This is a genomic window from Vogesella aquatica, from assembly GCF_028548455.1.
Lineage (GTDB): Bacteria > Pseudomonadota > Gammaproteobacteria > Burkholderiales > Chromobacteriaceae > Vogesella > Vogesella aquatica.
The window spans coordinates 25,616-48,718 of sequence record NZ_JAQQLF010000022.1 but is presented as its reverse complement, the minus strand read 5'-3'; the positions used below and the strand labels follow the sequence as shown (position 1 = coordinate 48,718).

The window sequence follows — 23,103 nt, the reverse complement described above, 5'->3', positions numbered from 1 at the left end:
AGGGCAGTTGGCCTGCCTCTCACCCGTACCGATCGGCCCCGCCAAAAGAGGGCTGACGGCCCCATGCCAGATGTTTTCAAGGAAGCAAACCATGACTGACCTTTCCCTGCGCCCCGCGCTGGGCAAACCCGCTGCCGGCGTGCTCGACATGATCGGCAACACCCCCTTGCTGCGGGTGCGCCATCTCGATACCGGCCCCTGCGAGTTGTATCTGAAGCTGGAAAACCAGAACCCGGCCGGCTCCATCAAGGACCGCGTAGCGTTGTCCATGATCGAGGCAGCCGAACGCGACGGCCGCCTGCAGCCGGGCGGCACCATCATTGAAGCCACTGCCGGCAATACCGGCCTGGGCCTGGCGCTGGTGGCGTCGCAGAAAGGCTACCGCCTGATCCTGGTCGTGCCCGACAAGATGAGCCGCGAAAAAGTGCTGCATCTGCAGGCGCTGGGCGCCCAGGTGGTGCTGACCCGTTCCGACGTGGGCAAGGGCGACCCCGATTACTACCAGGACCGCGCCGCGCAGCTGGCGGCCACCACCCCTGGGGCGTTCTATATCGACCAGTTCAATAACGCGGCCAACCCGCTGGCGCATGAAACCACCACCGGCCCGGAAATCTGGCAGCAGCTGGACGGCCAGGTGGATGCCATCGTGGTGGGCGTCGGCTCCAGCGGCACGCTGACCGGCCTGAGCCGCTACTTCGACCAGGTATCGCCACACACCGAGTTCGTGCTGGCCGACCCGCAAGGCTCGATCCTGGCAGACCATATCGAGCACGGCCAGTACGGCGCGGTAGGCAGCTGGCTGGTGGAAGGCATCGGCGAGGACTTCATCCCGCCGCTGGCCCGCTTTGACAAGGTTGGCCGCAGCTACCGCATCAGCGACCGCGAGAGCTTCGACACCGCGCGCGACCTGCTGCGCCACGAAGGCATTCTTGGCGGTTCGTCTACCGGCACGCTGCTGGCCGCCGCGCTGCAGTATTGCCGCGAGCAGACCACGCCCAAACGGGTGGTGACCTTTGTCTGCGACAGCGGCAACAAGTACCTGTCCAAGATGTACAACGACTTCTGGCTGTTCGACCAGGGCCTGCACCAGCCGCCGCAGGTGGGCAATATCACCGACCTCATCGCCCGCCGTCACGACCAGGGCCACAGCGTGGTGTGCCAGCCGGACGAGCCGCTGACCGTGGTGTACCAGCGCATGCGCCTGCACGACGTGTCGCAGCTGCCGGTGATCGACGCTGGCCGCGTCATCGGCCTGATCGACGAGTGGGACCTGCTGATGTCGGTACACGGCGAGCCGGAAAACTTCCACCAGCCGGTGTTTACCGCGATGAGCAGCAATGTGGAGACGCTGTCGCCCAATGCCTCGCTGCAAGACCTGCTGCTGGTGTTCAATAACGGCCACATCGCCATCGTCATCGACGGCACACGCTACCTGGGCCTGATTACCCAGAGCGACCTGCTGACCTACTGGCGCCAGCGCGTTGGCGCAGCCTGAACCCGTTAACAGCCGCTGCTGCGCGGTGGCTGCCCCGATACGCAAGGACATATCATGAGCACTGATTTCCACACCCTGTCGGTGATTGCCGGCCTGCACGACGACGCCTTCGGCGCCGTTATCCCGCCGATCTACGCCACCTCCACCTACCGCCAGCACGCGCCGGGTGAACATACCGGCTACGAATACTCGCGTAGCCAGAACCCCACCCGCGAAGCGCTGGAACGCGCTGTAGCCGAGCTGGAAAACGGCAGCCGCGGCTACGCCTTCAGCTCCGGCCTGGCTGCCATTGCCACCGTGCTGGACCTGCTGCCGGCCGGTAGCCATATCGTCGCCATCGACGACCTGTACGGCGGCTCGGTGCGCCTGTTCGACCGCGTGCGCAGCCGCTCGGCGCAACTGAGCATCAGCTACGTACCGTCCGACGACCCGGCGGCACTGGAAGCTGCCATCCAGCCGAACACCCGCATGCTGTGGGTAGAAACGCCGTCCAACCCGCTGAACCGCCTGGCCGACCTGGCACAGCTGGCGGCGATTGCACGCCGTCACCAGCTGATTGCCGTTGCCGACAACACCTTTGCCTCGCCGGTCATCCAGCGCCCGCTGGACTACGGCTTCGACATCGTGCTGCACTCGGCCACCAAGTATCTGAATGGCCACTCCGACGTGGTAGCCGGTGTGGCAGCGGTATCGTCGCAGCGCGCCGACCTGGCCGAGCAGCTGGCCTTCTTGCACAACGCCACCGGCGCCATCCTGGACCCGTTCTCCAGCTTCCTGGTGCTGCGCGGTATCCGCACGCTGGCACTGCGCGTGGAGCAGCACAGCCGTAACGCACTGGCCATTGCGCGCTGGCTGGAGCAGCACCCGCGTGTGGAACGCGTGCTGTACCCGGGGCTGGAAAGCCACCCGCAGCACGCGCTGGCCAAACAGCAGATGCACCACTTTGGCGGCATCGTGTCGTTCTACCTGCAGGGTGGCGCGGCAGAGGTGAAGGCCGTGCTGGCGCGCAGCAAGCTGTTTACGCTGGCCGAAAGCCTGGGCGGCGTGGAAAGCCTGGTGTGCGTGCCGGTGGCGATGACCCACGCATCGGTACCGGCCGAGCGCCGCGCCGTGCTGGGTATCGGTGATAACCTTATCCGCCTGTCGGTGGGTATCGAATCCGAAGCCGCACTGATTGCCGACCTTGACCACGCCCTGAAGGGGTAAAACGCATGACCCGCCTGGACCAGCCACTGGAAACCCTGCCCGATGCCGGCGTATTGCCAGCCGAAACCGACGTCGCCATTATCGGCGGCGGCATCATCGGGGTGAGTACGGCGCTGGTGCTGGCGCGGCAGGGCGTGCGCGTGGTGCTGCTGGAAAAAGGCCGGGTGGCGGCGGAACAATCCAGCCGCAACTGGGGCTGGGTACGGCAGCAGGGCCGCGACCGGCGCGAACTGCCGCTGATCGTACGCAGCCTGGCGCTGTGGCAGCAGTGGCAGGACGAGCTGGGGTTGGCGCTGGGCTTTCGCCGTAGCGGCCTGGTCAGCCTGACCCGTGACGCGGCGGAACTGGCGCGCTGGCAGCGCTGGGCGGTACGTGGCCGCGCCGCCGGCATCCGCGTGGACGAGCTGGACGCCGCGGCGGCGGCGGCGTTTCTACCAAGCCGCGACGCACCGTGGCTGGGGGGCATTGCCACGCCGGATGATGCACGGGCCGAGCCCGCCATTGCCGTACCGCGCCTCGCCAGCGCGGCGCGGGCTGCCGGCGCCGTCGTATTACAAGACACTGCGGTACGCGCCTTGTGGCAGCAAGACGGCCAGCTGCTGGGCGTGCACACCGAACACGGGCCGTTGCGCGCCGGCAAGGTGCTGCTGGCGGCGGGGGTATGGTCCACGGGCCTGCTGCGCGACGCGGGCATCCGGCTGCCGCAATTGCCGGTACACGCCACCGTGGCCACCACCACGCCGGGGCCGGCCTTGGTGCCCGGCACCTTCTGCGCCGCCGATTTCTGCTTGCGCCGCCGCGAGGACGGCGGCCACACGCTAACCCTGCGCGAAGACGAGCGGGTGCTCTTGTTGCCCGATACGCTGCGCTTTGCGCGCGACTTTTTGCCCTTGCTGCGCCGTCACTGGCGCGGCCTGCGGCTGGATATCAGCCCGCGGCGTTTCTGGCAGGCCTGGCGCGACGGCCAACGGCGCCCGCCACAGCAAGCGTCGCGCTACGAGGCCGAGCGCATCTACCGCGTGGTGCCCGATCGCCGCGTCGCAGCCAAGGCGCTGGCCCGCCTGCAAGGGCAGTTGCCGCAGGCGGCGGGGCTGGCGATTGCCCACAGCTGGGGTGGGCGCATTGATGTGACGCCCGATCTGATCCCCGTCATTTCCCGCGTGGCCGCTTTGCCAGGCCTGGTGGTGGCCACCGGTTTCAGCGCCCACGGTTTCGGCATCGGCCCTGGTGCCGGTGAGCTGGCCGCCAGCCTGCTGCTGGATAGCCCGCCACCGGTCGACCCGGCGCCGTTTGCGCTGTCACGCCTGGTGCGCGGCCAACGTCTGTTCATCGACCCGGATGTGATCTGACCCCGCTATGCCCCGTTACGGGCAGGGGCGGAGAGCGTCATGACAAAGCCTGTTTGCGTTGCAAACAGGCTTTGTCATGACCAGGAGGGGCGGCGGACGCCCTGGCTGATGGCGTGTGGCGTGATCCGTTTGCTAAAACCCCGGCTGCTTGATTGCCAGCGGCTTGCCCGGCTGCTAGCTGTGGCCGGTTGATTGTGTCAGGCGGCCAGCACGATGCCGGCGTGCCGTTCAGCCTGCTGCCGTATGCACTGGTAATCGGCCAGCTGGCGCCGGCTGAAGCCGAGTATGCCCATGGTGGCCAGTGCGGCGGCCAACGTTGGCTCCTGCATGCTGTCCGCTAGTAAACCCTGCAAGGCGGCCAACTGAGCGGGGGCGGTGCGCTGCGAGGTAATCAGCGGCAGGCCCGGGGTGGGGGCGGTGCGCTGCAGCAGGCGCAGCCGGCTGAACGTGGCCGGGTCGCGCTGGCGCAGCAGGGCAGCGCTGACGCAGTCCAGCGCTGCAATATCGGCTTCGCCTGCCGCTACCTGCCGGGCCGACGCGTGGTGGCTGCCGCTGAATCGCAGCTGGCTGAAGAACGGCGTGCCGTCCGAAAGCGGCGCAATCGTCGTGCGCAGGGCGTGGTAGCCGGACTGCGAGTGTGGCTCGTTGCAGGCCACGCGTGTGCCGCGAAATTGCGCCAGCGTCTGCCGGCTGTCGTCGTGGCGCACGACAATGTCACTGTGATAGTCGCCGTGTTCGCAGCCGGCAACGTGGTAGTGGAACACGCCTACCAGCTGTACCTGCCCCTGCAGCAAGGTAACCAGCGGGTAGCCGCAGGTCTGGCTCAGCAGCAGGTCGGGCTGCTGCCAATGGGAGAAGTAGTCGCCTGGTGCGGCCAACTGCAGTGGCAGCTCATGTTCTTGTCCCAGGCCAGCGGATACTAGCCGGTCGCGCAGCCAGCACCAGTAGGTGTGGCTGGCGCGGTCGTCCAGCGGGTACATCGGCAGGCTGACACGCATGTCAGCTGCCTGCCCGCGCCGGAAGGTGCGGTGTCACGCGTTCTTCCAGCCATTCGAACAGCTGGTCGGCCACGATGGCGAGCAGCGCCACCAGCACGGCACCCTGGATGACGTAGGCGGTGTTGAAGCCGCTGAGCCCGACGATGATGGGCAGCCCCAGCGTTTTGGCCCCCACCGTCGACGCGATGGCGGCGGTGCCGATGTTGATCACCACCGCAGTGCGCACGCCGGCCAGCATCACCGGCGCCGCCAGCGGCAGCGTGACGTGGCGCAGTATCTGCAGCCGTGTCATGCCCAGGCCTTGTGCCACGGCCTGGGTGTCACGGTCGACCGAGTCCATGCCGGTGAGCGTACCCTGGGTAACCGGTAGCAGGCCGTACAGGATCAGCGCAATCAGCGCCGGTGTGCTGCCAAAGCCCACCAATGGCGCTGCTACGGCCAGCACCGCCACCGGTGGTAGCGCCTGGCTGATGGCCAGAATGGTTTCGAGCAGTGGCCGAAAGGCGCGACCAAACCGGCTGCCGGCCAGCAGGCCGGCACTGACACCCAGCAGTACGGCGATGCCGCTGGATACCGTGACAATACCCAGGTGAGCCAGTACCAGCGTGCCGAAGCCTTCCTGCTGGTACAGCGGGCGTTCCAGCTCGGGAAACCAGCGCGCAAACCACGCTTCGCTGTGTGGCAGGTACAGCAGCCAGCCTGCCAGCAGCGCACTACCGGCCAGTAGCCAGCGACGGGCATGCAACCCTGTGGCGAGCCGGCTCATGCGGCCGCCCCCAGCAGATCGTTGAAATGCAGCACGCCACTAGCCTGACCATGCTCGTCAACAACCGGCAGGCAGGTGACCTGGCGGGTGACAAACAGCGATAGGGCTTCGCGCAGGTTGCGGTCGGCACGGATAGGCTCGCCGCTGGCCTGGCCCTGGCGCACCCGTTCGCCCACCTTGCCCAGCCCCAGCAGGCGGATACCGGTATCGCTCTGGCCGACAAAGTGGCGCACGAAATCGCTGGCGGGGTGCAGTAGCAGGTCTTGTGCTTTGCCTTGCTGCGCGATGCGGCCGTGCTCCATCAGTACGATGTGCTGGCCCAGCAGCAGCGCCTCGTCGATATCGTGCGTCACCAGCACGATGGTTTTGCCCGACAGCGCCTGGATACGGATCAGCTCCTGTTGCAGCGTGTGGCGGGTAATCGGGTCCAGCGCGCCAAAGGGTTCGTCCATCAGCAGCACGTCCGGGTCGGCGGCCAGTGCCCGCGCCACACCCACGCGCTGTTGCTGGCCACCGGACAGCTGGTGCGGATAGCGCTGCCGGTATTGTGCCGGCGGTAACTGCAGCAGCGTTAGCAGCTCGGTAACGCGGTCTTGTATGCGCGACTTGGGCCATTTCAGCAGCTGGGGCACGGCGGCGATGTTTTGTTCCACTGTCCAGTGCGGAAACAGGCCAACCGACTGGATGGCATAACCGATGCGCCGGCGCAGGCTGTCTGGCGACTGGCGGCGGATGTCTTCGCCGGCCAGCAGGATGCTGCCGCTATCGGGCTCGATCAGGCGGTTCAGCATTTTCAGCGTGGTGGACTTGCCCGAGCCGGAGCTGCCGATCAGTACGCTGAGCTCGCCTGCGGGCAGGGTGAGGTTCAGGTCGTGGATGGCCTGTTGCCCCTGGAATGATTTATTGACGTGACGGATTTCAATCATGTTGCCCCCTGCGCAGGCAGGAAATGAGGATCTTGAAAGCGGTATCGACACTGACGGCCAGCGCTACCACGGGGATCACGCCCAGCAGCACCAGGTCGAGCGCGCTACTGGACAAGCCCTGGAACATGATGGCGCCAAAGCCGCCGGCGCCGATCAGCGCGGCCACCTCGGCCAGGCCAACAGCCTGTACGGCGGTGACACGTACCCCGCCCAGAAACACCGGTAGGGCCAACGGCAGCTCTACCCGCCAGAAGATCTGCCAGGGTGATAGCCCGATGCCGCGTGCCGCATCGCGTACCGCGACGGGCACCTGCGCCAGGCCGGCCAGCGTGCCGCGCGTCATCGGCAGCAGCGAATACAGGGTAAGTGCCAGCAAGGCCGGTGCCATGCCCACGCCGGCAATGCCCCAGCCGGGCAGCTGCTTGCCCAGCCAGGCCAGCGGGCCGATCAGCAAGCCGAACAGGGCAATGGACGGAATGGTCTGTACCACGTTCAACACAGGGAACAGCAAGGCGCGGACACCTTGGCGGCGAAAAGCCAGTACGCCCAGCGCGGTGCCGATGCCCAACGCCGGCAGCAAGGAAAACCCCACCAGCTGCAGGTGCTGCTGCAGTGCCTGGCCGAACGTTTCACCGTGGTTGTCGTACTCTTTCAGCAGCGACAGCGCGTCCAGCCGGCCATCCAGCAGCAGCCACGCGTGCGGCAGTAGGGCGGCCAGCACCACCGCGCTGCGTCGCGGCACGCTGTCGGCCAGCACGCGCAATTGCTCCGATAACTGCAGCCAGCAAGCCAGTTGCAGCAGCCAGAAACCGCCACCAAACGACACCCGCACCAGCGAATCCTCACCGCCACTGCGCAGCAGGGCTTCTTGCCCGGCCACGGCCAGCAGCACGCTGCTGAGCAAGACGGCGGCCAGCAGTTGCAGCCATTGCAGCACGCGCCGCTCCGGCAGCCAGGGCCCCGCCAGCAAGGGCAGGGCCGGCAGCCAGAGCCAGGCGGCCCATGCGGTCTGCAAGCTGCCCAGCCCCAGCCCTTGCCCGGTAAGCAGGCGGTTGGGCGACCAGGTCAGCAGTGCCAGGCTGGCGCCCAGTACAAGCAGGGCGGCCAGCAGCAAGCGTACGGGGCTATGCAGCTTCATGATGACCCGGCTGGCAAGAGGTTGGCCGCAGCATCATTTGATAAAGCCCTTGCTCTTCAGGTAACGGCTGGCCACCTTGCGGGCGTCCTGGCCTTCGATGGCAATGCTGGCATTCAGCTTTTGCAGCGTGGTGCCGTCCAGCGAACGGAACACCGGCTGCAGCAGGCTGGCAATGCGCGGCTGCTTGGCCAGTACTTCGCTGCGGATAACCGGTGCCGGTGCGTAGATGGGTTGCACGCCTTTGACATCGTCCAGAATCACCAGACCCAGTGCGGCAACCGGGCCGTCAGTACCGTAGGCCATGGCCGCATTGACGCCGGAGGTCTGCTCGGCGGCCGTCTTGATGGTGACGGCAGTATCCCCGCCGGCCAGCGTCAGCAGCTGGTCTTGCTTCAGCTTGAAGCCATAGCTGCTCTGGAATGCCGGCAGCGCGTCGGCCCGCTCGATGAACTCGGCCGATGCGGCCAACTTGAACTGGCCGCCCTTGCTGATGTAGCGGCCCAGGTCGCTCAGTGTTTTGAGTTTGTTGGCGCTGGCCACGTCCTTGCGGATGGCAATGGCCCAGGTGTTATTGGCCGGGGCGGGCGCCAGCCAGGTCAGCTTGTTTTTTTCCTGGTCCAGCTTTTTCACCAGCTGGTAGCCGGCGTCGGCCTGTTTTCACGCCTGGTTTGTTTCGTCCGAAAAGAAAAAGGCGCCATTGCCGGTGTATTCGGGGTAGATGTCCACCTCGCCCGAGGTGATGGCGCCACGCACCACCTTGGTATTGCCCAGCGAAATCTTGCTGATGGTCTTGATGCCATTGGCTTCCAGTACCTGCTGGATGATGTTGCCCAGCAGCGCACCTTCGGTATCGATTTTGGAACCCACGCGTACGGGCTCGGCCGCCATAGCGGCACCGGACAGCAGGGCAGTGGCCACGCTGGCAGCCAGCAGGCGATAAGTCAGACGGGTCATGAAATACTTCCTTGTTGGTAGATGTCAGGCAAAAGGATGAAAGTCGGCAATCACTGGCTGACGGCGATGGCGCCACAACAGCGGCAGGTAGCCGTGTTCGACAAAGCCGTCGCTATGCGTCTGGTAGTGGGCGCGGCGTGTCAGGTAGACCTGGCGCAGGCGGAACCACGGAATGCCGGGGTGCAGGTGGTGCACCAGGTGGTAATTCAGGTTCAGGAACAGCAGCCGCCACGGCCAGGCAGCCTCGTTCAGTACCGAACGCGCATTGGCGGCGTCGGCGGCACGGTGTTCATAAAACGAGCGCACCATGGCCAGCGCCAGCGCCGGGTAAGCCACGGCCAGCAGGTAGTACAGCGGGTGAATGCCTGCTTGTGCCAGCAGCCACAGCAGGGCTGCCAGCAGCACGGCATGGCCCAGCCACACCCTGGCTTCCGGCCAGCCGCCGTGACGCAATGCGGCGCCCAGCGTGGACAGCCAGCCCCAGGCGGGGCCGATCAGCAGGCGCCCCGGGGCCGTATTACGCCAGCGGTACAGGGCCAGCAGGGTGCCCGACAGTGGCGTGTTCTGGCGGTAGTAGCTTTCCGGGTCGATGCCGGGCAGCGTCAGTGCCTCATCGTTGTGGTGCGCCAGGTGGGTATCGCGGTACACCGCAAACGGGTACCACACCGCCAGTGGTGCCAGCCCCAGCAATGCGTTGAACCAGGCATGACGGGTAGGGTGGCCGTGAATCAGCTCGTGTTGCAGCGACAGATACCAGCAGGTGAACACGATCAGCAGTGGTGTGCCCAGCCATGGCCCCAGCTGCTGCCAGCTGGTAACGGTAGCGATCCAGCCGCCATAAATGGTGGCGATCAGCAGCCAGGTAGGCCATTCGCTGTGGCCGGCAGCCGTGTTGCTGGTGCCATCCAGCCACGCGGGCGGGCGCGGGGTGGCAGGGTCGGTATCGGGCAGGGCGCTGGCGTGTTGCAGGGTGCAGTACATTCAATGGCCTCGGCAGAAAGATTAAACCGGAATGCGGCCAATGTATTACGCGGCAAGCTGTGCTCAAAACAAGAAAATCGTGATAGTTAATGCAAAAAAATGCATTTCCAGCGATCGCCATTCCGCTGTGGCGCTGTCTGGTGTGTATTGCATTGTTTTTTATTTGCAATGCAATGTGTATTGTTATGCTGCGCAGAATTGGCGATTTGAAGTCGGCGACGGTTTATCTACAGTAGTGGCGTTTACTTGATATTCCACTTAAGGAGCTAACAATGGGTATTCGCCGTCTGAATCACGCTGTGTTGTATGTCAGCGATGTCGAACGCAGTACTGCCTTTTATCAGCAGGTGCTGGGTTTTCGCCCCAAGCCTGCGGCCAACCCGTCGCGTGCCGTGTTTGCCCAGGCCGCCGATTCCGATAACGACCACGACCTGGCGCTGTTCAGCAAGAACGCTGGCCAGCAACGCGCCGGGGTGTTCAGCCCGCAGGGCGAGACGCCGGCAGCCAACGAACCGCCAGCGGGCCTGTACCACCTGGCCTGGGAAGTCGACAGCCTGCTGGCGCTCAAGCGCATCCGCGACCAGCTGGCGCAGCTGGGCCGCCTGGGGCTGGAGGAAGACCACGGCACCATCCGCAGCGTCTACGGCCACGACCCGGACGGCTTGCTGTTCGAGGTGACCTGGGTGGTGCCGGCAGACGAGTTGCAGCCAGCCGACCGCCAACAGCCGACACGGGTGCTGGACTGGGCGCAAGACCTGGCCCGCTTTGGCCACTTGTACCCCAGCGCTGCCTAGCGCAGTGCCGCCAGCCTGGCTGGCGGCGCGTGCCGGCCAATCTCCACGGTGCCACAAAGACACAAGGCCCATGCCGCCAGCGGCATGGGCCTTGTGCGTTACGCGGGTGGCTCAGCTCAGGCGGAAGGCACCGTAGTGTTGCGCCAGGTAGGCGGCAATCGGTTCGGCACCCTGCACAAAGGCCTGCTCACCGGCGTAGCGTACGCCGTCCGGGCGCGGGCTGTCGGCGGCCAGCGCCAGCAGCGGCAGCCCCTGGTTTTCTTCGCCCACCAGCGCCACCACCTCGGCGCGCGGACGAGGAAAGGCCACACGCTGCACTTGCAGCTGCCGGGCCAGCGCCGGCTGGGCAGCCAGCAGGCCTTCGAGAATATTGCACTGCGGGCAGACAAAGCGGGCGTCGGCAGGGTGGTCCGGCCGCTGGAAGCCGGGGGTGAGCAGCACTAGCAGGTCTTGGCTCATGGTGGGTCCTGGGTTGGCCGCAACAGGCGGCGGGTACGCCATTGTTGGCGGTGCCATCCGGGCTGGCAAACAAGCTTATTGCATAAGCTATTTACCGCGCAATGCTGAATGTCTGGCAAATAAAGCAGTGAATCTTCTTAGCGAAATTATTGCTTTTAAAATGGGTGATATTTGCCAGTTCATTTTATGAAAATACGGGTTTGTATTGCAGAAATAATCAGCTGAAAAACTATTGAAATAAAGTTTTTCGGGGAATAGATTGGTTTTCGTTGATTCATCGGAAATAAACGACATGGCTTATCTGCTCTCCTTGCTGGACAAATCGCCGCAAGCCCCCGGCCTCAGTGCCGCCGAGGCGCTGGCGGCCACCGTGGCGCAGGCCCGCCTGGCCGACGACCTGGGTTATCACCGCTTCTGGCTGGCCGAGCATCACAACAACGCGCAGCTGGCCAGCAGCGCCCCCGAGGTGCTGATCGCCTACATCCTGGCGCGTACCAGCCGTATCCGGGTAGGTAGTGGTGGCGTGATGCTGCAGCACTACAGCCCGTTCAAGGTGGCCGAAGTGTTCAACACCTTGGCCAACCTGGCCCCGGGCCGCGTCGATCTGGGCATCGGCAAGGCCCCGGGTGGCTTGCCGCTCAGCAGCAACGCGCTGCAGCGCTATCACCACCAGGCCGACAAGCCGGACTTTGCCGCCCAGCTCGCCGAGCTGGTGACCTGGCTGGAAGACAGCCGCCGCGACAGCGAACCCGCCGAGCTGCAAGCCACGCCGCTGGCCGGCGAACGGCTGCAGGGCGTGCTGCTGGGCGGCAGCCCGGAAAGCGCGGCACTGGCCGCCCGCTACGGCTGGGACTTTGCCTTTGCCGGCCACTTCAACGGTGACCCGGCCAACCTGGAACGCAGCATCGACACCTATCGCCAGGCCACCGGCCGCGTACCGGCGCTGGCCTTGTACGCCTTTGCCGCCGAAAGCCGCGAGGCTGCGCAGCAGCAGGTAGGCCAGCTGCAGCTGTTCAAGGTGACCTTGCCCGACGGCCGCAGCGTCAATGTGCCCACCCGCGAGGCCGCAGCCGAATACGCCCGCCAGGCCGGCAGTGCCGACTACCGGCTGGAAGAAAAGCACCCGCACGTGGTGGCCGGTACCGCCGCCGACGTGCACGCCGAGCTGGCGCGGCTGCAGCAGCGTTACGGCATCGGTGAATTCATCCTCGACAACCCTGTGCCCCATTTTGCCGCCCGCCGCCAGTCGATTGCGCTGCTGGCGCAGGCACGGCAGCCGGCGCTGGCCTGAGCTGCGGCCAACCTTATAACCGATCTGACAGGAACCCCACCATGAGCAAACAGAACGTTACCTTCGGCATCATGCTGCACGGCGCAGGCGGCCACATGAACGCGTGGAAGCACCCTAGCGGCCCGGCCGACGCCAGTACCAACCTGGACTTCTACATCGACACCGCACGCAAGGCGGAAGACAACGGCGTTGCCTTTGCCTTTGTGGCCGACGGCCTGTACATCAACGACAAATCCATCCCGCACTTCCTGAACCGTTTCGAGCCGCTGACCATCCTGTCGGCGCTGGCCACCCGTACCCGCAAGATCGGCCTGGCCGGCACCGTGTCCACCTCGTACAGCGACCCGTTCACCGTGGCCCGCCAGTTTGCCTCGCTGGACCACATCAGCGGCGGCCGCGCCGGCTGGAACGTGGTGACCACGCCGCTGGAAGGCACGGCGCTGAACTACAGCCGCCCGCACCCCGAGCACGCACTGCGCTACCAGATTGCCGACGAATACCTGCAGCTTACCCAGGGGCTGTGGGACAGCTGGGACGACGACGCCTTCGTGCGCAACCGTGACACCGGCCAGTATTTCGACAAGCAAAAGCTGCACACGCTGAACCACAAAGGCCGCTTCTTCCAGGTAGCCGGGCCGCTGAATATCGGCCGCTCGCCGCAAGGCCAGCCGGTGATCTTCCAGGCCGGCTCGTCCGATGCCGGCGTGGCGCTGGCCGGCAAGTACGCCGATGCCGTGTTTACCCACTCGCCGTCGCTGGACGAAACCCGCGACTTTGTGCGCCAGGTCAAAACCAGTGCGGTAGCCCATGGCCGCGCCAGCAGCGACGTGAAAATCTTCCCCGGTATTTCGCCGGTGGTGGCGGCTACTGATGAGGAGGCACAGGCCAAGTTCCAGCGCATCCGCGAGCTGCTCAGTATTGAAGAAGCGCTGGCTTACCTGGGCCGCTACTTTGATCACCACGACTTTACCCAGTACCCACTGGATGCCCCGTTCCCCGAGCTGGGCGACATCGGCAAGAACAGCTTCCGCTCCACCACCGACCAGATCAAGGCCCGTGCGCGTGAACACGGCCTCACCCTGCGCCAGGTGGCGCTGGAAGCCGCCACGCCGGGGAGCCATTTTGTCGGCAGCGGCGAGGCGGTGGCAGCCGAGATCCTGCGTTGGCTGGACGAGGGCGCCGCCGATGGCTTTATCCTGAGCTTCCCGGTGGTGGCCGAGGGTTTGGACGATTTCGTGCAGTACGTGCTGCCGGCGCTGGAAGCCGCCGGCCGCTACCAGCGCGAGTTGTCCGCCGACACGCTGCGCGGCAACCTGGGCCTGCCGTACAAGGCCAGCCGCTACAGCCTGCCGCAAGCTGACGAGCAAGGGGCCGCCTGATGAGCCAGCTTGCCCCTCCCGCGCTGCCGCCGCTGCGCAGCGCGGAAATCCGCGCCGGCATCCAGCGTGACAACGCCTTCTTTGTGGCCCTGCGGCAAGACCTGCACCGCCACCCGGAGCTGGCGTTTGCCGAGCACCGTACCAGCGCCCGCGTGGCCGAGTTGCTGCAAGGCTGGGGCTACCAGGTTGCCACCGGCATCGCCGGCACCGGTGTGGTGGGTACGCTGCAGCGCGGCCACGGCAGCCGCCGGCTGGGCTTGCGCGCCGACATGGACGCGCTGCCCATCCACGAGGCCACCGGGCTGCCGTACGCCAGTGTTAACGCCGGCGTGATGCACGCCTGCGGCCACGACGGTCACACCGCCATCCTGCTGGCGGCCGCCAAGTACCTGGCGCAGCACGGTCGCTTTGACGGCACGCTGCACCTGATCTTCCAGCCGGCTGAAGAAACCGGCGCCGGCGCCCGCCGCATGATCGAAGAAGGCCTGTTCGAGCGCTTCCCGTGCGACGCGGTATTCGGCCTGCACAACTGGCCTGGCGTCGGTTGCGGCCACGTCGGTTGCGTGGAAGGCCCGGCCATGGCGTCGGTAGACCAGGCCCACATCACCGTGCACGGCCATGGTGGCCACGGTGCCGAACCGCAGCACGCTACCGACCCGGTGTTGGCCGCAGCCCACCTGATTACCGCACTGCAAAGTGTGGTGGCGCGCAATGTGGACCCGCTGGAGATGGCGGTGGTGACCGTGGGCAGCATCCACGGCGGCCAGGCGTCCAATGTGATTCCGGACAGCGTGGCCTTGCGCCTGACTGCCCGGGCCTTCAAGCCGGCGGTACGCCAGCTGCTGGCCGAGCGCATTCCGGCGCTGGCCCGTGCGCAGGCCGCCAGCCTGGGGGCAGAGGCCGAGGTGGATTACCGGCTGGGTTTTCCGCCGGTACACAACCACGGTGCCGAAACCCGCTTTGCCCGCGAGGTTGCCCGCCAGGCGCTGGGGGACGAGCAGGTGCCGGCCACCTTCCCGCCGCGCACCGCCAGCGAGGACTTCGCCTTCATGCTGGAAGCGCGTCCCGGCAGCTATCTGTTTGTCGGTAACGGCGATACCGCCCCGCTGCACAACCCGCGTTACGACTTTAACGACGCCGTGCTGCCGCAGGCGGCCACGCTATGGGCCAGCCTGGTGGAAAGCTATCTGCCAGCAGGGGAGGGCCCGCACCATGGCTGACCTGTACCTGTTTACCCGCAGCGACGACCCGCGCGCGGCACCGATGCTGGCCGACCTGCTGCGCGAGTACGACAGCCGCTACGGCACGCTGTTCGACCCGCAGGGCGCGGCAGTGGAAATGAACCGCTACGCCCCCAGGGTATTTGCCCCGCCCGGCGGCAATTTTCTGCTGGTACTGCGCGATGGCCAGGCCATTGCCGGCGGCGCCTTCATGCCGTGGCAGGGCGACAGTGCCGAGTTCAAGCGCATCTGGACGCACCCGGCTTACCGCCGCCAGGGCCTGGCCGGCGAAGTGCTGCAGGCGCTGGAACGCCAGGCGCTGCGCCAGGGCTACCGCCGCGTTTACCTCACCACCGGCTACCGCCAGCCGGAGGCCGTGGCCTTGTACCTGCGGCACGGCTACCGCGCACTGTTTGCGCCGGACGCCGACCACGAAGCACTGAAAACCTTGCCGTTCGAGAAATGGCTGGACCGCGCCACCACCGCCAGCGCGCGGCACGGCGCCGCGCAAGCCAGCCCGTGCTTGTGAGCCGCTTGGCTTTACCCGATTAAAGGACACCCACCATGACAGACATCAGCAAAGCCGGCGATATCGCGCTGGCACCACCGGCCGGCAGTATCGGCCTGCACCATAGCGCCGACCATGGCGCTGCCTATGCCAAGCTGCGGGTGGTACCGGCACGCTATAGCGCGCGCTGGGCCGGCACCGCGTTGGCCGCCGCCATCCTGGGCGGTTTGCTGTACTCGGTACTGAGCAACCCGCGCTGGGGCTGGCCCATCTTTGCCGAATGGTTTTTTGCCGAGCCGGTGCTGGTCGGGCTGGGGCGTACCCTGCTGCTGACGGTGCTGGGCGCGGTGCTGGGCTTTACCGTGGGTGGCGTACTGGCGCTGGCGCGGGTGTCGCGCTCGCCGCTGCTGGCCAGCCTGTCCTGGGGCTATGTGTGGCTGTTCCGCTCCATTCCGCTGATCGTGCTGCTGCTGGTGCTCAACAATCTGGGCTATTTGTACGAAACCATCTGGCTGGGCGTGCCGTTTACCGACATCACGCTGGCCAGCTGGAACACCACGCAGCTGATCACCCCGTTTGCCGCCGCCGTGCTGGGGCTGACGCTGAACCAGGCCGCGTTCTCGGCCGAGATCATCCGTGGCGGCATTCTGTCGGTGGACCAGGGCCAGCACGAGGCCGCCGCCGCACTGGGCCTGCCGCGCCGCCGCCAGGCTTTCCGCATTGTGCTGCCGCAGGCGATGCGCACCATCCTGCCCACCGCCTTCAACGACATCATCGGCTTGGCCAAGGGCACGTCCAACGTGTACATCCTGGCGCTGCCGGAGCTGTTCTACACCATCCAGGTGATTTACCGCCGCAACCTGGAGGTGATCCCGCTGCTGATGGTGGCCACCGTGTGGTACCTGATCATCCTCACCGTGCTGTCGGCCATCCAGGTGCATATCGAACGCCATTACGCCCGTGGCGCGCTACGCCAGGTAGAGCCGGGCTGGCTGGGGCAATGGTGGGCACGTCTGCGCCCGGCTGCGGCCAACCCTGTGGCGACAGCAGTGGCCGCTACGTCCCGGCCGGTGGTGGCGCAGCGCAGCACGGCCGCCGCGCCGGTCGCCGGTGCCGACATCGCCATCCACAGCGTCAGCAAACGCTTTGGCAACCACACAGTACTGGACCAGCTGTCGCTGACCCTGCCGGCCGGCAGTGTCACTGCCATCCTGGGGCCATCCGGCTCCGGCAAGTCCACTCTGCTACGCAGCATCAACCATCTGGAGCGGGTAGACGAGGGCTATATCGCCATCGATGGCGAGCTGGTGGGCTATCGCCGCGACGGCGACACCCTGTACGAGCTGAAAGAGCACGACATCCTGCGCCAGCGCGCCGACGTGGGCATGGTGTTCCAGGGCTTCAACCTGTTCCCGCACCTGACGGTGCTGGAAAACATCATCGAAGCGCCGCTGGCGGTGCGCGGCGTGGCCCGCGACGAAGCCGAAACCCAGGCCCGCGAGCTGCTGGCCCGTGTCGGGCTGGCGGACAAGGCCGGCGCCTACCCGCGCCAGCTGTCCGGCGGCCAGCAGCAACGCGTGGCCATTGCCCGCGCGCTGGCGCTGAAACCCAAGGTATTGCTGTTTGACGAGCCGACGTCGGCGCTGGACCCGGAGCTGGTGGGCGAGGTGCTGGACGTGATCAAGGAGCTGGCGCACAGCGGTACCACGCTGCTGGTGGTGACCCACGAGATCGGCTTTGCCCGCGAGGTGGCCGACCACGTGGTGTTCATGGAGCAAGGCCGCATCGTGGAAACCGGCTCGCCGGCCCAGGTGCTGGGCGACCCGCGCCACCCGCGTACCCGCGCCTTCCTGGCCAAGGTGCTGTAACCGTTACCCCCGGCCGCAGCAGGGGCTGCGGCCAACCTTTCGCACTGACATACACACAAGGAAAACAATATGGCTATCTCTCAGAAATGGCTTGCTGCCTTCGCTACCGGTTTTGCCCTGGCCGCCTTTGCGCTGCCGTCCCAGGCCGCCGACTTCAAGGTGGATAGCAGCCCCGAGCAGGCAGGGCGCCCGCGTGCCGCCAAGGTAGACGCCGCCATCAAGCTGCTGGCCAAAGACGTACGCTTTGCCAAGGATGGCGTGCTGACGGTGGCCACCGCCGCCTACTCGCTGCCCATCATCGGCCTGGCCGACGACGGCCAGACGCCGATCGGCGCCGAAGCCGACATCGCCCAGCTGGTGGCCGACAGCCTGGGCCGCAAGCTGGAGCTGGTGAACGTGGCGTGGCCCGATTGGCCGCTGGGTTTGCAGTCCGGCAAGTTTGACGCGGTGATTTCCAACGTGACGGTGACCGAAGCGCGCAAGGAGAAGTTCGACTTTTCCACCTACCGTAAAGACCAGCTGGGCATCTACGTGCGCAGCAACAGCCCGGTGAAGCAGATTCGCGACCCGAAAGACGTGGCCGGCCTGAAGGTGATCGTGGGCGCCAGTACCAACCAGGAGCAGATCCTGCTGCGCTGGAACCAGCAGAACATCGCCGCCGGCCTGAAACCGGTGGAAATCCAGTACTACGACGATGACGTGGTACAGCGCACCGCGCTGGCCTCCGGTCGCGCCGACGCCTACTTCGGCCCCAACGCCAGTGCTGCCTTCCAGGCCGCCAAGGACGGCAAGACCCGCCTGGCCGGTACCTTCTCCGGTGGTTGGCCGCTGAACGCCGAGATCGCGGTGGCTACCCGCAAGGGCGCTGGCCTGGCGCAAGCGGTCACCACCGCGCTAAACGCGCAAATCGCCAACGGCAACTACAACAAGGTGCTGCAGCGTTGGCACCTGACGTCGGAAGCCGTGAGCAGCGCGCAGACCAACCCGCCGGGCCTGCCGAAGAACTAAGCCCCTGTCTTGACTATCCGCCCGGCCGCCAGCCGGGCGCTCACCGGAGCCCATCATGAGCATGCGTTTTCCCGCCGCCGCCTTGCTACTGCTGGTCAGTAGCGCGCTGCACGCCGCCGCCCCGGCGTTCGATTTCAGCCCGCAACAGGCGGGCAGGGTGCGCGCCGAGCCGCAGCCGGCCGCCATTGCCGCCATCGGCAAGGCGTTTCGCCCGGTTACCCCCGGTAGCCTGACCGTGGCCATTGCGCCGTACGCGCCGCCGATTGCCACCTACGCTACCGACGCCCGCACCGTGGTGGGCTTCGACCCGGACTACGCCCAGCTGGTGGCCGACAGCCTGGGGCTGAAGCTGGTGTTGCAGCCGGTAGCCTGGGCCGACTGGCCGCTGGGCCTGAGCGCCGGCAAGTACGACGCGGTGATCTCCAATGTGGGGGTGACCGAGCAGCGTAAAGAGAAATACGACTTCTCCACCTACCGCCTGGGCCTGCACGGTTTCTACGTGAAGGCCGACAGCCCCGTCCGCCAGTTGCGCGAACCACGCGACATCGCCGGCCTGCGCATCATTACCGGCTCCGGCACCATCCAGGAAAAGATCCTGCTGGCGTGGGACCAGCGTAACCGCGCCCAAGGGCTGAAGCCGGTGGAGCTGCAGTATTACGACGACGAGGCCGCCCGTAATATCGCCTTGCTGTCCGGCCGCGCAGACGCGGTATTCAACCCCAACTCGCCGCTGGCCTACCAGGCCGCCAAAGACGGCAAAACCCGGCTGGTGGGCACGGTGAATGCAGGTTGGCCGCTTACCGCCGACGTGGCCATCGCCAGCCGCAAGGGCAGCGGCCTGGCCGAGGCGCTGACGCAGGCCACCAACGGCCTGATCCGCAGCGGCAAGTACGCGCAGGCGCTGGCGCGCTGGGGCCTGCAGGCCGAGGCGCTGCCGCAATCGGAAACCAACCCGCCGGGCTTGCCCAAACTGTAAAAGGAGTGTGCCATGGCTATCCGCCATATCAGCTTTCTGACACCCGGCAACTACCCGCCGGACGCGCCGCAGCAGGGCCTGGCGGCGGCGTTGCAACTGTTCAGCCAGGGCGAGGCGCTGGGCTTTGACGGCGCCTGGGTGCGCCAGCGCCATCTGGAACGCGGTATCTCGTCGGCGGCCACCTTTCTGGCCGCGGCCAGCCAGCGTACCCGCCGCATCGAGCTGGGCTGCGCCGTGATCCAGATGGGTTACGAGAACCCGTTCCGGCTGGCCGAAGACCTGGCTACGGTGGACGTGCTGGCCGGCGGCCGGCTGCAGGTTGGCCTCAGTGCCGGCGCACCGCCGTTCGGCGCGCTGCTGGGCGAGCGGCTGTTCGATACCGACCCGGCCGGCATCGATTTTTCCCATACCCGGGTACAGCGGCTGCGCGACAACCTGTCCGGCACGCTGCTGGGCAACGAAGAAACCTTTATCGAGTCGCCGGCCGGGCGCCAGCGCCCGCAGCTGCACCCGTACGCGCCGGGGCTGGCGCAACGGCTGTGGTACGGCGGCGGCTCGCAGCGTTCTGCGCGCTGGGCCGCCGAGCACGGTTTTCATCTGCTGACCGGCAATCTGCTCAGCGGCGAGCTCAGCGACGACTTCCACACCGCCCAGCAACAGCTGCTGGACACCTACCGCCGCCACTGGCAGGGCGATGGCGTGCCGCGCATCCAGCTGGGGCGGGTGATCGTGCCCACCGATAGTGCCGACGCGGCCACCCGGCGCCGTTATCAGGATTACGCCGACAGCCGCCTGGCGCGCACGCTGGCACCGCAGGGCGAACGCCGCACCCTGTTTGCGCGTGACCTGGTGGGCAGCAGCCACCAGATCGTGGCGCAGCTGCTGGCCGACCCCATCGTGCAGCAGGTGGACGCGCTGCGGCTGGAATTGCCGTACGACCTGCCGGCGCAGGATTACGCGCAGATCCTGCACGACTTCCGCCATTTCATCGCCCCGGTGCTGGGCTGGCAGCCGGCATCCGGCAGGGCGGAGGGGGGCAGCTGCCTGGCAGCGTGAAGCTTTCGCAGCGGCGCGCCGGCTAGCGCGCCAACACGGCAAGGCATATTCCCCGGGTGAATATCCTTGCCATTTTTATTGTCATTTTTTTATCGGAAATGATTGTTTGTTGCGGCTGGTACGGCGTTTTACGCTGGGTGTCCATTTAATACCACCCACCATCATGAGCCAGACACGCACACCGCTGCTATCGGCGCGGCAACTGCTGAAACACTACGGCGCCACCCGCGCGCTGGACGGTGCGGATATCACGCTCCATCCGGGCGAGGTGGTGGCGCTGATGGGGGCCAACGGTGCCGGCAAGTCCACCCTGGTCAAGCTGCTGGCCGGGGCCGAGCAGCCGGGGGCGGGCAGCCTGCACTGGCAAGGCCGCCCGCTGCAGCTGGCGTCGCCGGCCGATGCGGTAGCCGCCGGCATCGTCACCGTGCACCAGCAAACCGCCTTGCTGGGCGTGCCGGGGCTGAGCGTGGCAGAAAACCTGTTGCTGGGGCGCTTGTGCTGTGGCCGTAGCGCCTGGCACCAGGCGCCGGCTGCACTGCGGGCCGAGGCCGCGCAAGTGGCCGCCAGCGTGGCGCCCGAGCTGCCGCTGGACGCCGACTTTGCCGACCTCAACCCGGCGCAGCGCCAGCTGCTGGCGCTGGCACGGGCGCTGTACGAGCGTGCCAGCCTGGTGATTCTGGACGAGCCCACCGCCAGCCTGTCTGCCCGCGAGGCCGAGCGCCTGTTTGCGCTGCTCGCGCAGCTGAAAGCCGCCGGCATGGCCATCCTGTATGTGTCCCACCGCCTGGCCGACCTGCGCCGCATTGCCGACCGCGCCGTGGTACTGCGCAACGGCCGCGTGGCCGGCGAATTTGCCGCACCGCTGGACCTGGACGCCGCCGTGGCCTGCATGGTGGGCGGCAGCCTGCCGCAGTTGCAGCCGCGGCCGGGCTTGCCCGGCACACCACGCTTGCAGGTAGACGGCTTGCGCTTGCGCCCCGGCGCGCAGCCGCTGGCGCTGCAACTGCAGCCGGGCGAGGTGGTGGCCATTACCGGCAACCTGGGCAGCGGCAAAACCCGCCTGCTGCACACCTTGTTCGGCCTGCTGCCGGCGAACGGCGGCGACATCCGGCTGGATGGCAAGCCGTGGCAGCCACGCCACCCGCGACATGCCATTGCCCACGGCGTGTACCTGGCCGCCGAAGACCGCTGGAAAAGCAGCTTTCTGCCGGCCGATACGCTGGGCGCCAGCCTGGCCGACCTGATGGCGCTGCCGCACCTGGCGCGCCTGTTCCCGGGCGGCCGCGTCCGGCAGCAAGCACTCGACGCCCGCGCCCGCGACTGGATTGCCCGCCTGGGCATCCGCTGCCATAGCGAGCGCGACACGCCGGACCAGCTGTCCGGCGGCAACCAGCAAAAGGTGGTGCTGGCGCGCTGGCAGCAGTTTGCCCCGCGCGTGCTGCTGCTGGACGAGCCGTTCCAGGGCGTGGACGTGGGCGCACGCCATGACCTGGTGGCCGCCATCCGCGCCATGCCGGACAGCGCCGTGCTGCTGGCCACCAGCGACCTGGAAGAAGCGCTGGCGGTGGCCGACCGCGTACTGGTGATGCGCGAGCACACGCTGCACGCGGTGCCGGTGGGCCAGGCTGACGCCCTGCAATACATCACATCGCTGGAACAGGCCGTTGCGGCCAACCTGGAGGAAACCCCGTCATGAGTCATACCCCGCTGCCACTGGGCCGCCTGGCGCCAGCGCCGGCCGTGCCGCTGGCGCAGCTGCTGCGCCGTTACGTGATCTTTGCCGTACTGGCTTTGCTGCTGCTGTTTTTTGCCTGGCGCGAGCCGGCCTTCCTGCAGCCGGCCAACCTGCTGAGCATCCTGCAATCCACCGCCGTCCAGGCCCTGCTGGGGCTGGCGGTAACGGTAGCGCTGATTGCCGGTGGTTTTGATTTGTCCATCGGTGCCACCGCCACCTCGGCGCTGATCGCCAGCAGCTACGCCATGGTGGTGTGGCAGTGGGGCGCGCTGGCTACCGGCGCGTTCGGCCTGGCCATCGGCGCTGCCATCGGGCTGTTCAATGCGCTGCTGGTCGTGCGGCTGCGTATCCCCGACCTGCTGGCCACGCTGGGCACGCTGTTCCTGTTGGGCGGGCTGCAGCTGATTCCCACCGGCGGGCAGTCGATCAGCCCCGGCCTGATCTTGCCGGACGGCAGCAACGCCAACGGCGAGTTCAGCCCGGCCTTTCTGGCGCTGGGCCGCGCCGAGCTGCTGGGCGTACCGCTGCCGGTGCTGATCGTGGCGTTGCTGGCGCTGGGGCTGTGGTTCCTGATGGCGCGTACCCGCTGGGGCCGCGTGTTCTACGCCACCGGCGGCAACGAGGAAGCGGCGCGGCTGGCCGGTGCGCCTACCGCCCGTTACCGCACCATCGCCTTCGTGCTGTCCGGCGTGCTGGCTGCACTGGGCGGGCTGATCATCGCCGCCCGGGTTGGCCGCGGCGATGTGTCCGGCGGCAGTGCGCTGCTGCTGGATAGCGTGGGCGCGGCGCTGATCGGCTTTGCCGTGCTCAATGTGCGCCGCCCCAACGTGCCCGGCACCATCGTCGGCGCCGTGCTGGTGGGCGTGCTGCTGAACGGCCTGTCGATGCTGAACGTGCCGTTTTACACCCAGGATTTCGTCAAGGGCGGGGTGCTGGTGCTGGCGCTGGCGTTGACCTACGCCGGCCGCCATGGCCGCCACTAACCCTGCTGTTTAC

The 23,103-nt window shown here is 66.8% G+C and carries 21 protein-coding genes and 2 pseudogenes; 16 read left to right on the top strand and 7 right to left on the bottom strand.

Features of this window, described 5'->3' with window-relative positions:
* Nucleotides 1-91 precede the first annotated feature (91 nt).
* Genes PQU95_RS15425 through PQU95_RS15415 form a run of 3 tightly spaced genes read left to right on the top strand, consistent with a single transcriptional unit; the run spans nucleotide 92 to nucleotide 4,050 of the window.
* Nucleotides 92-1,495 carry a pyridoxal-phosphate dependent enzyme gene (locus tag PQU95_RS15425; RefSeq protein ID WP_272752834.1) on the top strand — a complete coding sequence of 468 codons (1,404 nt, stop codon included), beginning with the start codon at nucleotides 92-94 and terminating at the stop codon, nucleotides 1,493-1,495.
* 54 nt (nucleotides 1,496-1,549) lie between these two features.
* Nucleotides 1,550-2,701: a trans-sulfuration enzyme family protein gene (locus PQU95_RS15420; RefSeq protein ID WP_272752833.1), complete on the top strand. Its 1,152-nt coding sequence runs from the start codon at nucleotides 1,550-1,552 to the stop codon at nucleotides 2,699-2,701.
* A gap of 5 nt (nucleotides 2,702-2,706) precedes the next feature.
* The gene (locus PQU95_RS15415; protein ID WP_272752832.1) at nucleotides 2,707-4,050 is read left to right on the top strand and encodes an NAD(P)/FAD-dependent oxidoreductase; all 1,344 of its coding nucleotides are present in this window, start codon (nucleotides 2,707-2,709) and stop codon (nucleotides 4,048-4,050) included.
* A 197-nt stretch (nucleotides 4,051-4,247) separates the two neighbouring features.
* On the opposite strand, the gene PQU95_RS15410 is transcribed toward PQU95_RS15415, so the two are convergent.
* The 6 genes and pseudogenes from PQU95_RS15410 to PQU95_RS15385 form a co-directional block, all read right to left on the bottom strand.
* A complete protein-coding gene (locus tag PQU95_RS15410; RefSeq protein WP_272752831.1) occupies nucleotides 4,248-5,048 on the bottom strand; it encodes a phosphate/phosphite/phosphonate ABC transporter substrate-binding protein in 801 nt (266 codons plus the stop codon).
* A 1-nt stretch (nucleotide 5,049) separates the two neighbouring features.
* Nucleotides 5,050-5,814, bottom strand: coding sequence for an ABC transporter permease (locus PQU95_RS15405; protein WP_272752830.1), 765 nt, complete (start codon nucleotides 5,812-5,814; stop codon nucleotides 5,050-5,052).
* On the bottom strand, nucleotides 5,811-6,740 hold the full coding sequence (locus PQU95_RS15400; protein ID WP_272752829.1) for an ABC transporter ATP-binding protein: 930 nt from the start codon (nucleotides 6,738-6,740) through the stop codon (nucleotides 5,811-5,813). Before PQU95_RS15400 ends, PQU95_RS15405 begins: the two co-directional genes overlap by 4 nt.
* Nucleotides 6,733-7,878 carry an ABC transporter permease gene (locus PQU95_RS15395; protein ID WP_272752828.1) on the bottom strand — a complete coding sequence of 382 codons (1,146 nt, stop codon included), beginning with the start codon at nucleotides 7,876-7,878 and terminating at the stop codon, nucleotides 6,733-6,735. The genes PQU95_RS15400 and PQU95_RS15395 overlap by 8 nt, the downstream gene beginning before the upstream one ends.
* 33 nt (nucleotides 7,879-7,911) lie before the next feature.
* Nucleotides 7,912-8,766, bottom strand: a pseudogene (gene osmF / locus PQU95_RS15390) (glycine betaine ABC transporter substrate-binding protein OsmF).
* Nucleotides 8,767-8,856: 90 nt separating this feature from the next.
* Nucleotides 8,857-9,813, bottom strand: a complete 957-nt coding sequence (locus tag PQU95_RS15385; protein WP_272752827.1) for a fatty acid desaturase — start codon at nucleotides 9,811-9,813, stop codon at nucleotides 8,857-8,859.
* 272 nt (nucleotides 9,814-10,085) lie between these two features.
* Here PQU95_RS15385 and PQU95_RS15380 point away from each other — a divergent pair, with 272 nt between their 5' ends.
* Nucleotides 10,086-10,607, top strand: a complete 522-nt coding sequence (locus PQU95_RS15380; protein WP_272752826.1) for a VOC family protein — start codon at nucleotides 10,086-10,088, stop codon at nucleotides 10,605-10,607.
* Nucleotides 10,608-10,718: 111 nt separating this feature from the next.
* On the opposite strand, the gene PQU95_RS15375 is transcribed toward PQU95_RS15380, so the two are convergent.
* Nucleotides 10,719-11,066 (bottom strand): DUF3088 family protein, encoded by a 348-nt coding sequence (locus PQU95_RS15375; RefSeq protein ID WP_272752825.1) that lies wholly within the window; start codon nucleotides 11,064-11,066, stop codon nucleotides 10,719-10,721.
* Here PQU95_RS15375 and PQU95_RS15370 point away from each other — a divergent pair.
* The 12 genes and pseudogenes from PQU95_RS15370 (at nucleotide 11,065) to PQU95_RS15315 (ending at nucleotide 23,090) form a co-directional block, all read left to right on the top strand.
* Entirely contained in the window at nucleotides 11,065-11,256 is a 192-nt protein-coding gene (locus tag PQU95_RS15370; protein ID WP_272752824.1) for a hypothetical protein, read from the top strand. The two genes, PQU95_RS15375 and PQU95_RS15370, sit on opposite strands and share 2 nt — an antisense overlap.
* Before the next feature lie 102 nt (nucleotides 11,257-11,358).
* Nucleotides 11,359-12,357: an MsnO8 family LLM class oxidoreductase gene (locus PQU95_RS15365; RefSeq protein ID WP_272752823.1), complete on the top strand. Its 999-nt coding sequence runs from the start codon at nucleotides 11,359-11,361 to the stop codon at nucleotides 12,355-12,357.
* 41 nt (nucleotides 12,358-12,398) lie between these two features.
* Nucleotides 12,399-13,736, top strand: a complete 1,338-nt coding sequence (locus PQU95_RS15360) for an LLM class flavin-dependent oxidoreductase (RefSeq protein WP_272752822.1) — start codon at nucleotides 12,399-12,401, stop codon at nucleotides 13,734-13,736.
* Nucleotides 13,736-14,956, top strand: a complete 1,221-nt coding sequence (locus tag PQU95_RS15355) for a M20 aminoacylase family protein (RefSeq protein WP_272752821.1) — start codon at nucleotides 13,736-13,738, stop codon at nucleotides 14,954-14,956. The genes PQU95_RS15360 and PQU95_RS15355 overlap by 1 nt, the downstream gene beginning before the upstream one ends.
* A complete protein-coding gene (locus tag PQU95_RS15350) occupies nucleotides 14,949-15,485 on the top strand; it encodes a GNAT family N-acetyltransferase (RefSeq protein WP_272752820.1) in 537 nt (178 codons plus the stop codon). The genes PQU95_RS15355 and PQU95_RS15350 overlap by 8 nt, the downstream gene beginning before the upstream one ends.
* Nucleotides 15,486-15,520: 35 nt before the next feature.
* A pseudogene (locus PQU95_RS15345) lies at nucleotides 15,521-16,408 on the top strand (amino acid ABC transporter permease); the annotation flags it as partial.
* A gap of 174 nt (nucleotides 16,409-16,582) precedes the next feature.
* Nucleotides 16,583-17,332, top strand: a complete 750-nt coding sequence (locus PQU95_RS15340) for an amino acid ABC transporter ATP-binding protein (protein ID WP_308446614.1) — start codon at nucleotides 16,583-16,585, stop codon at nucleotides 17,330-17,332.
* Between the two features lie 69 nt (nucleotides 17,333-17,401).
* On the top strand, nucleotides 17,402-18,340 hold the full coding sequence (locus PQU95_RS15335; RefSeq protein ID WP_272752819.1) for an ABC transporter substrate-binding protein: 939 nt from the start codon (nucleotides 17,402-17,404) through the stop codon (nucleotides 18,338-18,340).
* Nucleotides 18,341-18,395: 55 nt separating this feature from the next.
* Entirely contained in the window at nucleotides 18,396-19,316 is a 921-nt protein-coding gene (locus PQU95_RS15330) for an ABC transporter substrate-binding protein (RefSeq protein ID WP_272752818.1), read from the top strand.
* A 12-nt stretch (nucleotides 19,317-19,328) separates the two neighbouring features.
* Nucleotides 19,329-20,372: an LLM class flavin-dependent oxidoreductase gene (locus PQU95_RS15325; protein ID WP_272752817.1), complete on the top strand. Its 1,044-nt coding sequence runs from the start codon at nucleotides 19,329-19,331 to the stop codon at nucleotides 20,370-20,372.
* A gap of 163 nt (nucleotides 20,373-20,535) precedes the next feature.
* A complete protein-coding gene (locus tag PQU95_RS15320) occupies nucleotides 20,536-22,068 on the top strand; it encodes a sugar ABC transporter ATP-binding protein (protein ID WP_272752816.1) in 1,533 nt (510 codons plus the stop codon).
* On the top strand, nucleotides 22,065-23,090 hold the full coding sequence (locus tag PQU95_RS15315; RefSeq protein ID WP_272752815.1) for an ABC transporter permease: 1,026 nt from the start codon (nucleotides 22,065-22,067) through the stop codon (nucleotides 23,088-23,090). The genes PQU95_RS15320 and PQU95_RS15315 overlap by 4 nt, the downstream gene beginning before the upstream one ends.
* The last annotated feature ends 13 nt before the right edge of the window (nucleotides 23,091-23,103 follow it).

Bases quoted from the DNA above. Each gene is read 5' to 3' on its own strand.
- PQU95_RS15425 (WP_272752834.1), top strand. From the start codon at position 92: ATGACTGACCTTTCCCTGCGCCCCGCGCTGGGCAAACCCGCTGCCGGC.
- PQU95_RS15420 (WP_272752833.1), top strand. From the start codon at position 1,550: ATGAGCACTGATTTCCACACCCTGTCGGTGATTGCCGGCCTGCACGAC.
- PQU95_RS15415 (WP_272752832.1), top strand. From the start codon at position 2,707: ATGACCCGCCTGGACCAGCCACTGGAAACCCTGCCCGATGCCGGCGTA.
- PQU95_RS15410 (WP_272752831.1), bottom strand. From the start codon at position 5,048: ATGCGTGTCAGCCTGCCGATGTACCCGCTGGACGACCGCGCCAGCCAC.
- PQU95_RS15405 (WP_272752830.1), bottom strand. From the start codon at position 5,814: ATGAGCCGGCTCGCCACAGGGTTGCATGCCCGTCGCTGGCTACTGGCC.
- PQU95_RS15400 (WP_272752829.1), bottom strand. From the start codon at position 6,740: ATGATTGAAATCCGTCACGTCAATAAATCATTCCAGGGGCAACAGGCC.
- PQU95_RS15395 (WP_272752828.1), bottom strand. From the start codon at position 7,878: ATGAAGCTGCATAGCCCCGTACGCTTGCTGCTGGCCGCCCTGCTTGTA.
- PQU95_RS15385 (WP_272752827.1), bottom strand. From the start codon at position 9,813: ATGTACTGCACCCTGCAACACGCCAGCGCCCTGCCCGATACCGACCCT.
- PQU95_RS15380 (WP_272752826.1), top strand. From the start codon at position 10,086: ATGGGTATTCGCCGTCTGAATCACGCTGTGTTGTATGTCAGCGATGTC.
- PQU95_RS15370 (WP_272752824.1), top strand. From the start codon at position 11,065: ATGGTGGGTCCTGGGTTGGCCGCAACAGGCGGCGGGTACGCCATTGTT.
- PQU95_RS15375 (WP_272752825.1), bottom strand. From the start codon at position 11,066: ATGAGCCAAGACCTGCTAGTGCTGCTCACCCCCGGCTTCCAGCGGCCG.
- PQU95_RS15365 (WP_272752823.1), top strand. From the start codon at position 11,359: ATGGCTTATCTGCTCTCCTTGCTGGACAAATCGCCGCAAGCCCCCGGC.
- PQU95_RS15360 (WP_272752822.1), top strand. From the start codon at position 12,399: ATGAGCAAACAGAACGTTACCTTCGGCATCATGCTGCACGGCGCAGGC.
- PQU95_RS15355 (WP_272752821.1), top strand. From the start codon at position 13,736: ATGAGCCAGCTTGCCCCTCCCGCGCTGCCGCCGCTGCGCAGCGCGGAA.
- PQU95_RS15350 (WP_272752820.1), top strand. From the start codon at position 14,949: ATGGCTGACCTGTACCTGTTTACCCGCAGCGACGACCCGCGCGCGGCA.
- PQU95_RS15335 (WP_272752819.1), top strand. From the start codon at position 17,402: ATGGCTATCTCTCAGAAATGGCTTGCTGCCTTCGCTACCGGTTTTGCC.
- PQU95_RS15330 (WP_272752818.1), top strand. From the start codon at position 18,396: ATGAGCATGCGTTTTCCCGCCGCCGCCTTGCTACTGCTGGTCAGTAGC.
- PQU95_RS15325 (WP_272752817.1), top strand. From the start codon at position 19,329: ATGGCTATCCGCCATATCAGCTTTCTGACACCCGGCAACTACCCGCCG.
- PQU95_RS15320 (WP_272752816.1), top strand. From the start codon at position 20,536: ATGAGCCAGACACGCACACCGCTGCTATCGGCGCGGCAACTGCTGAAA.
- PQU95_RS15315 (WP_272752815.1), top strand. From the start codon at position 22,065: ATGAGTCATACCCCGCTGCCACTGGGCCGCCTGGCGCCAGCGCCGGCC.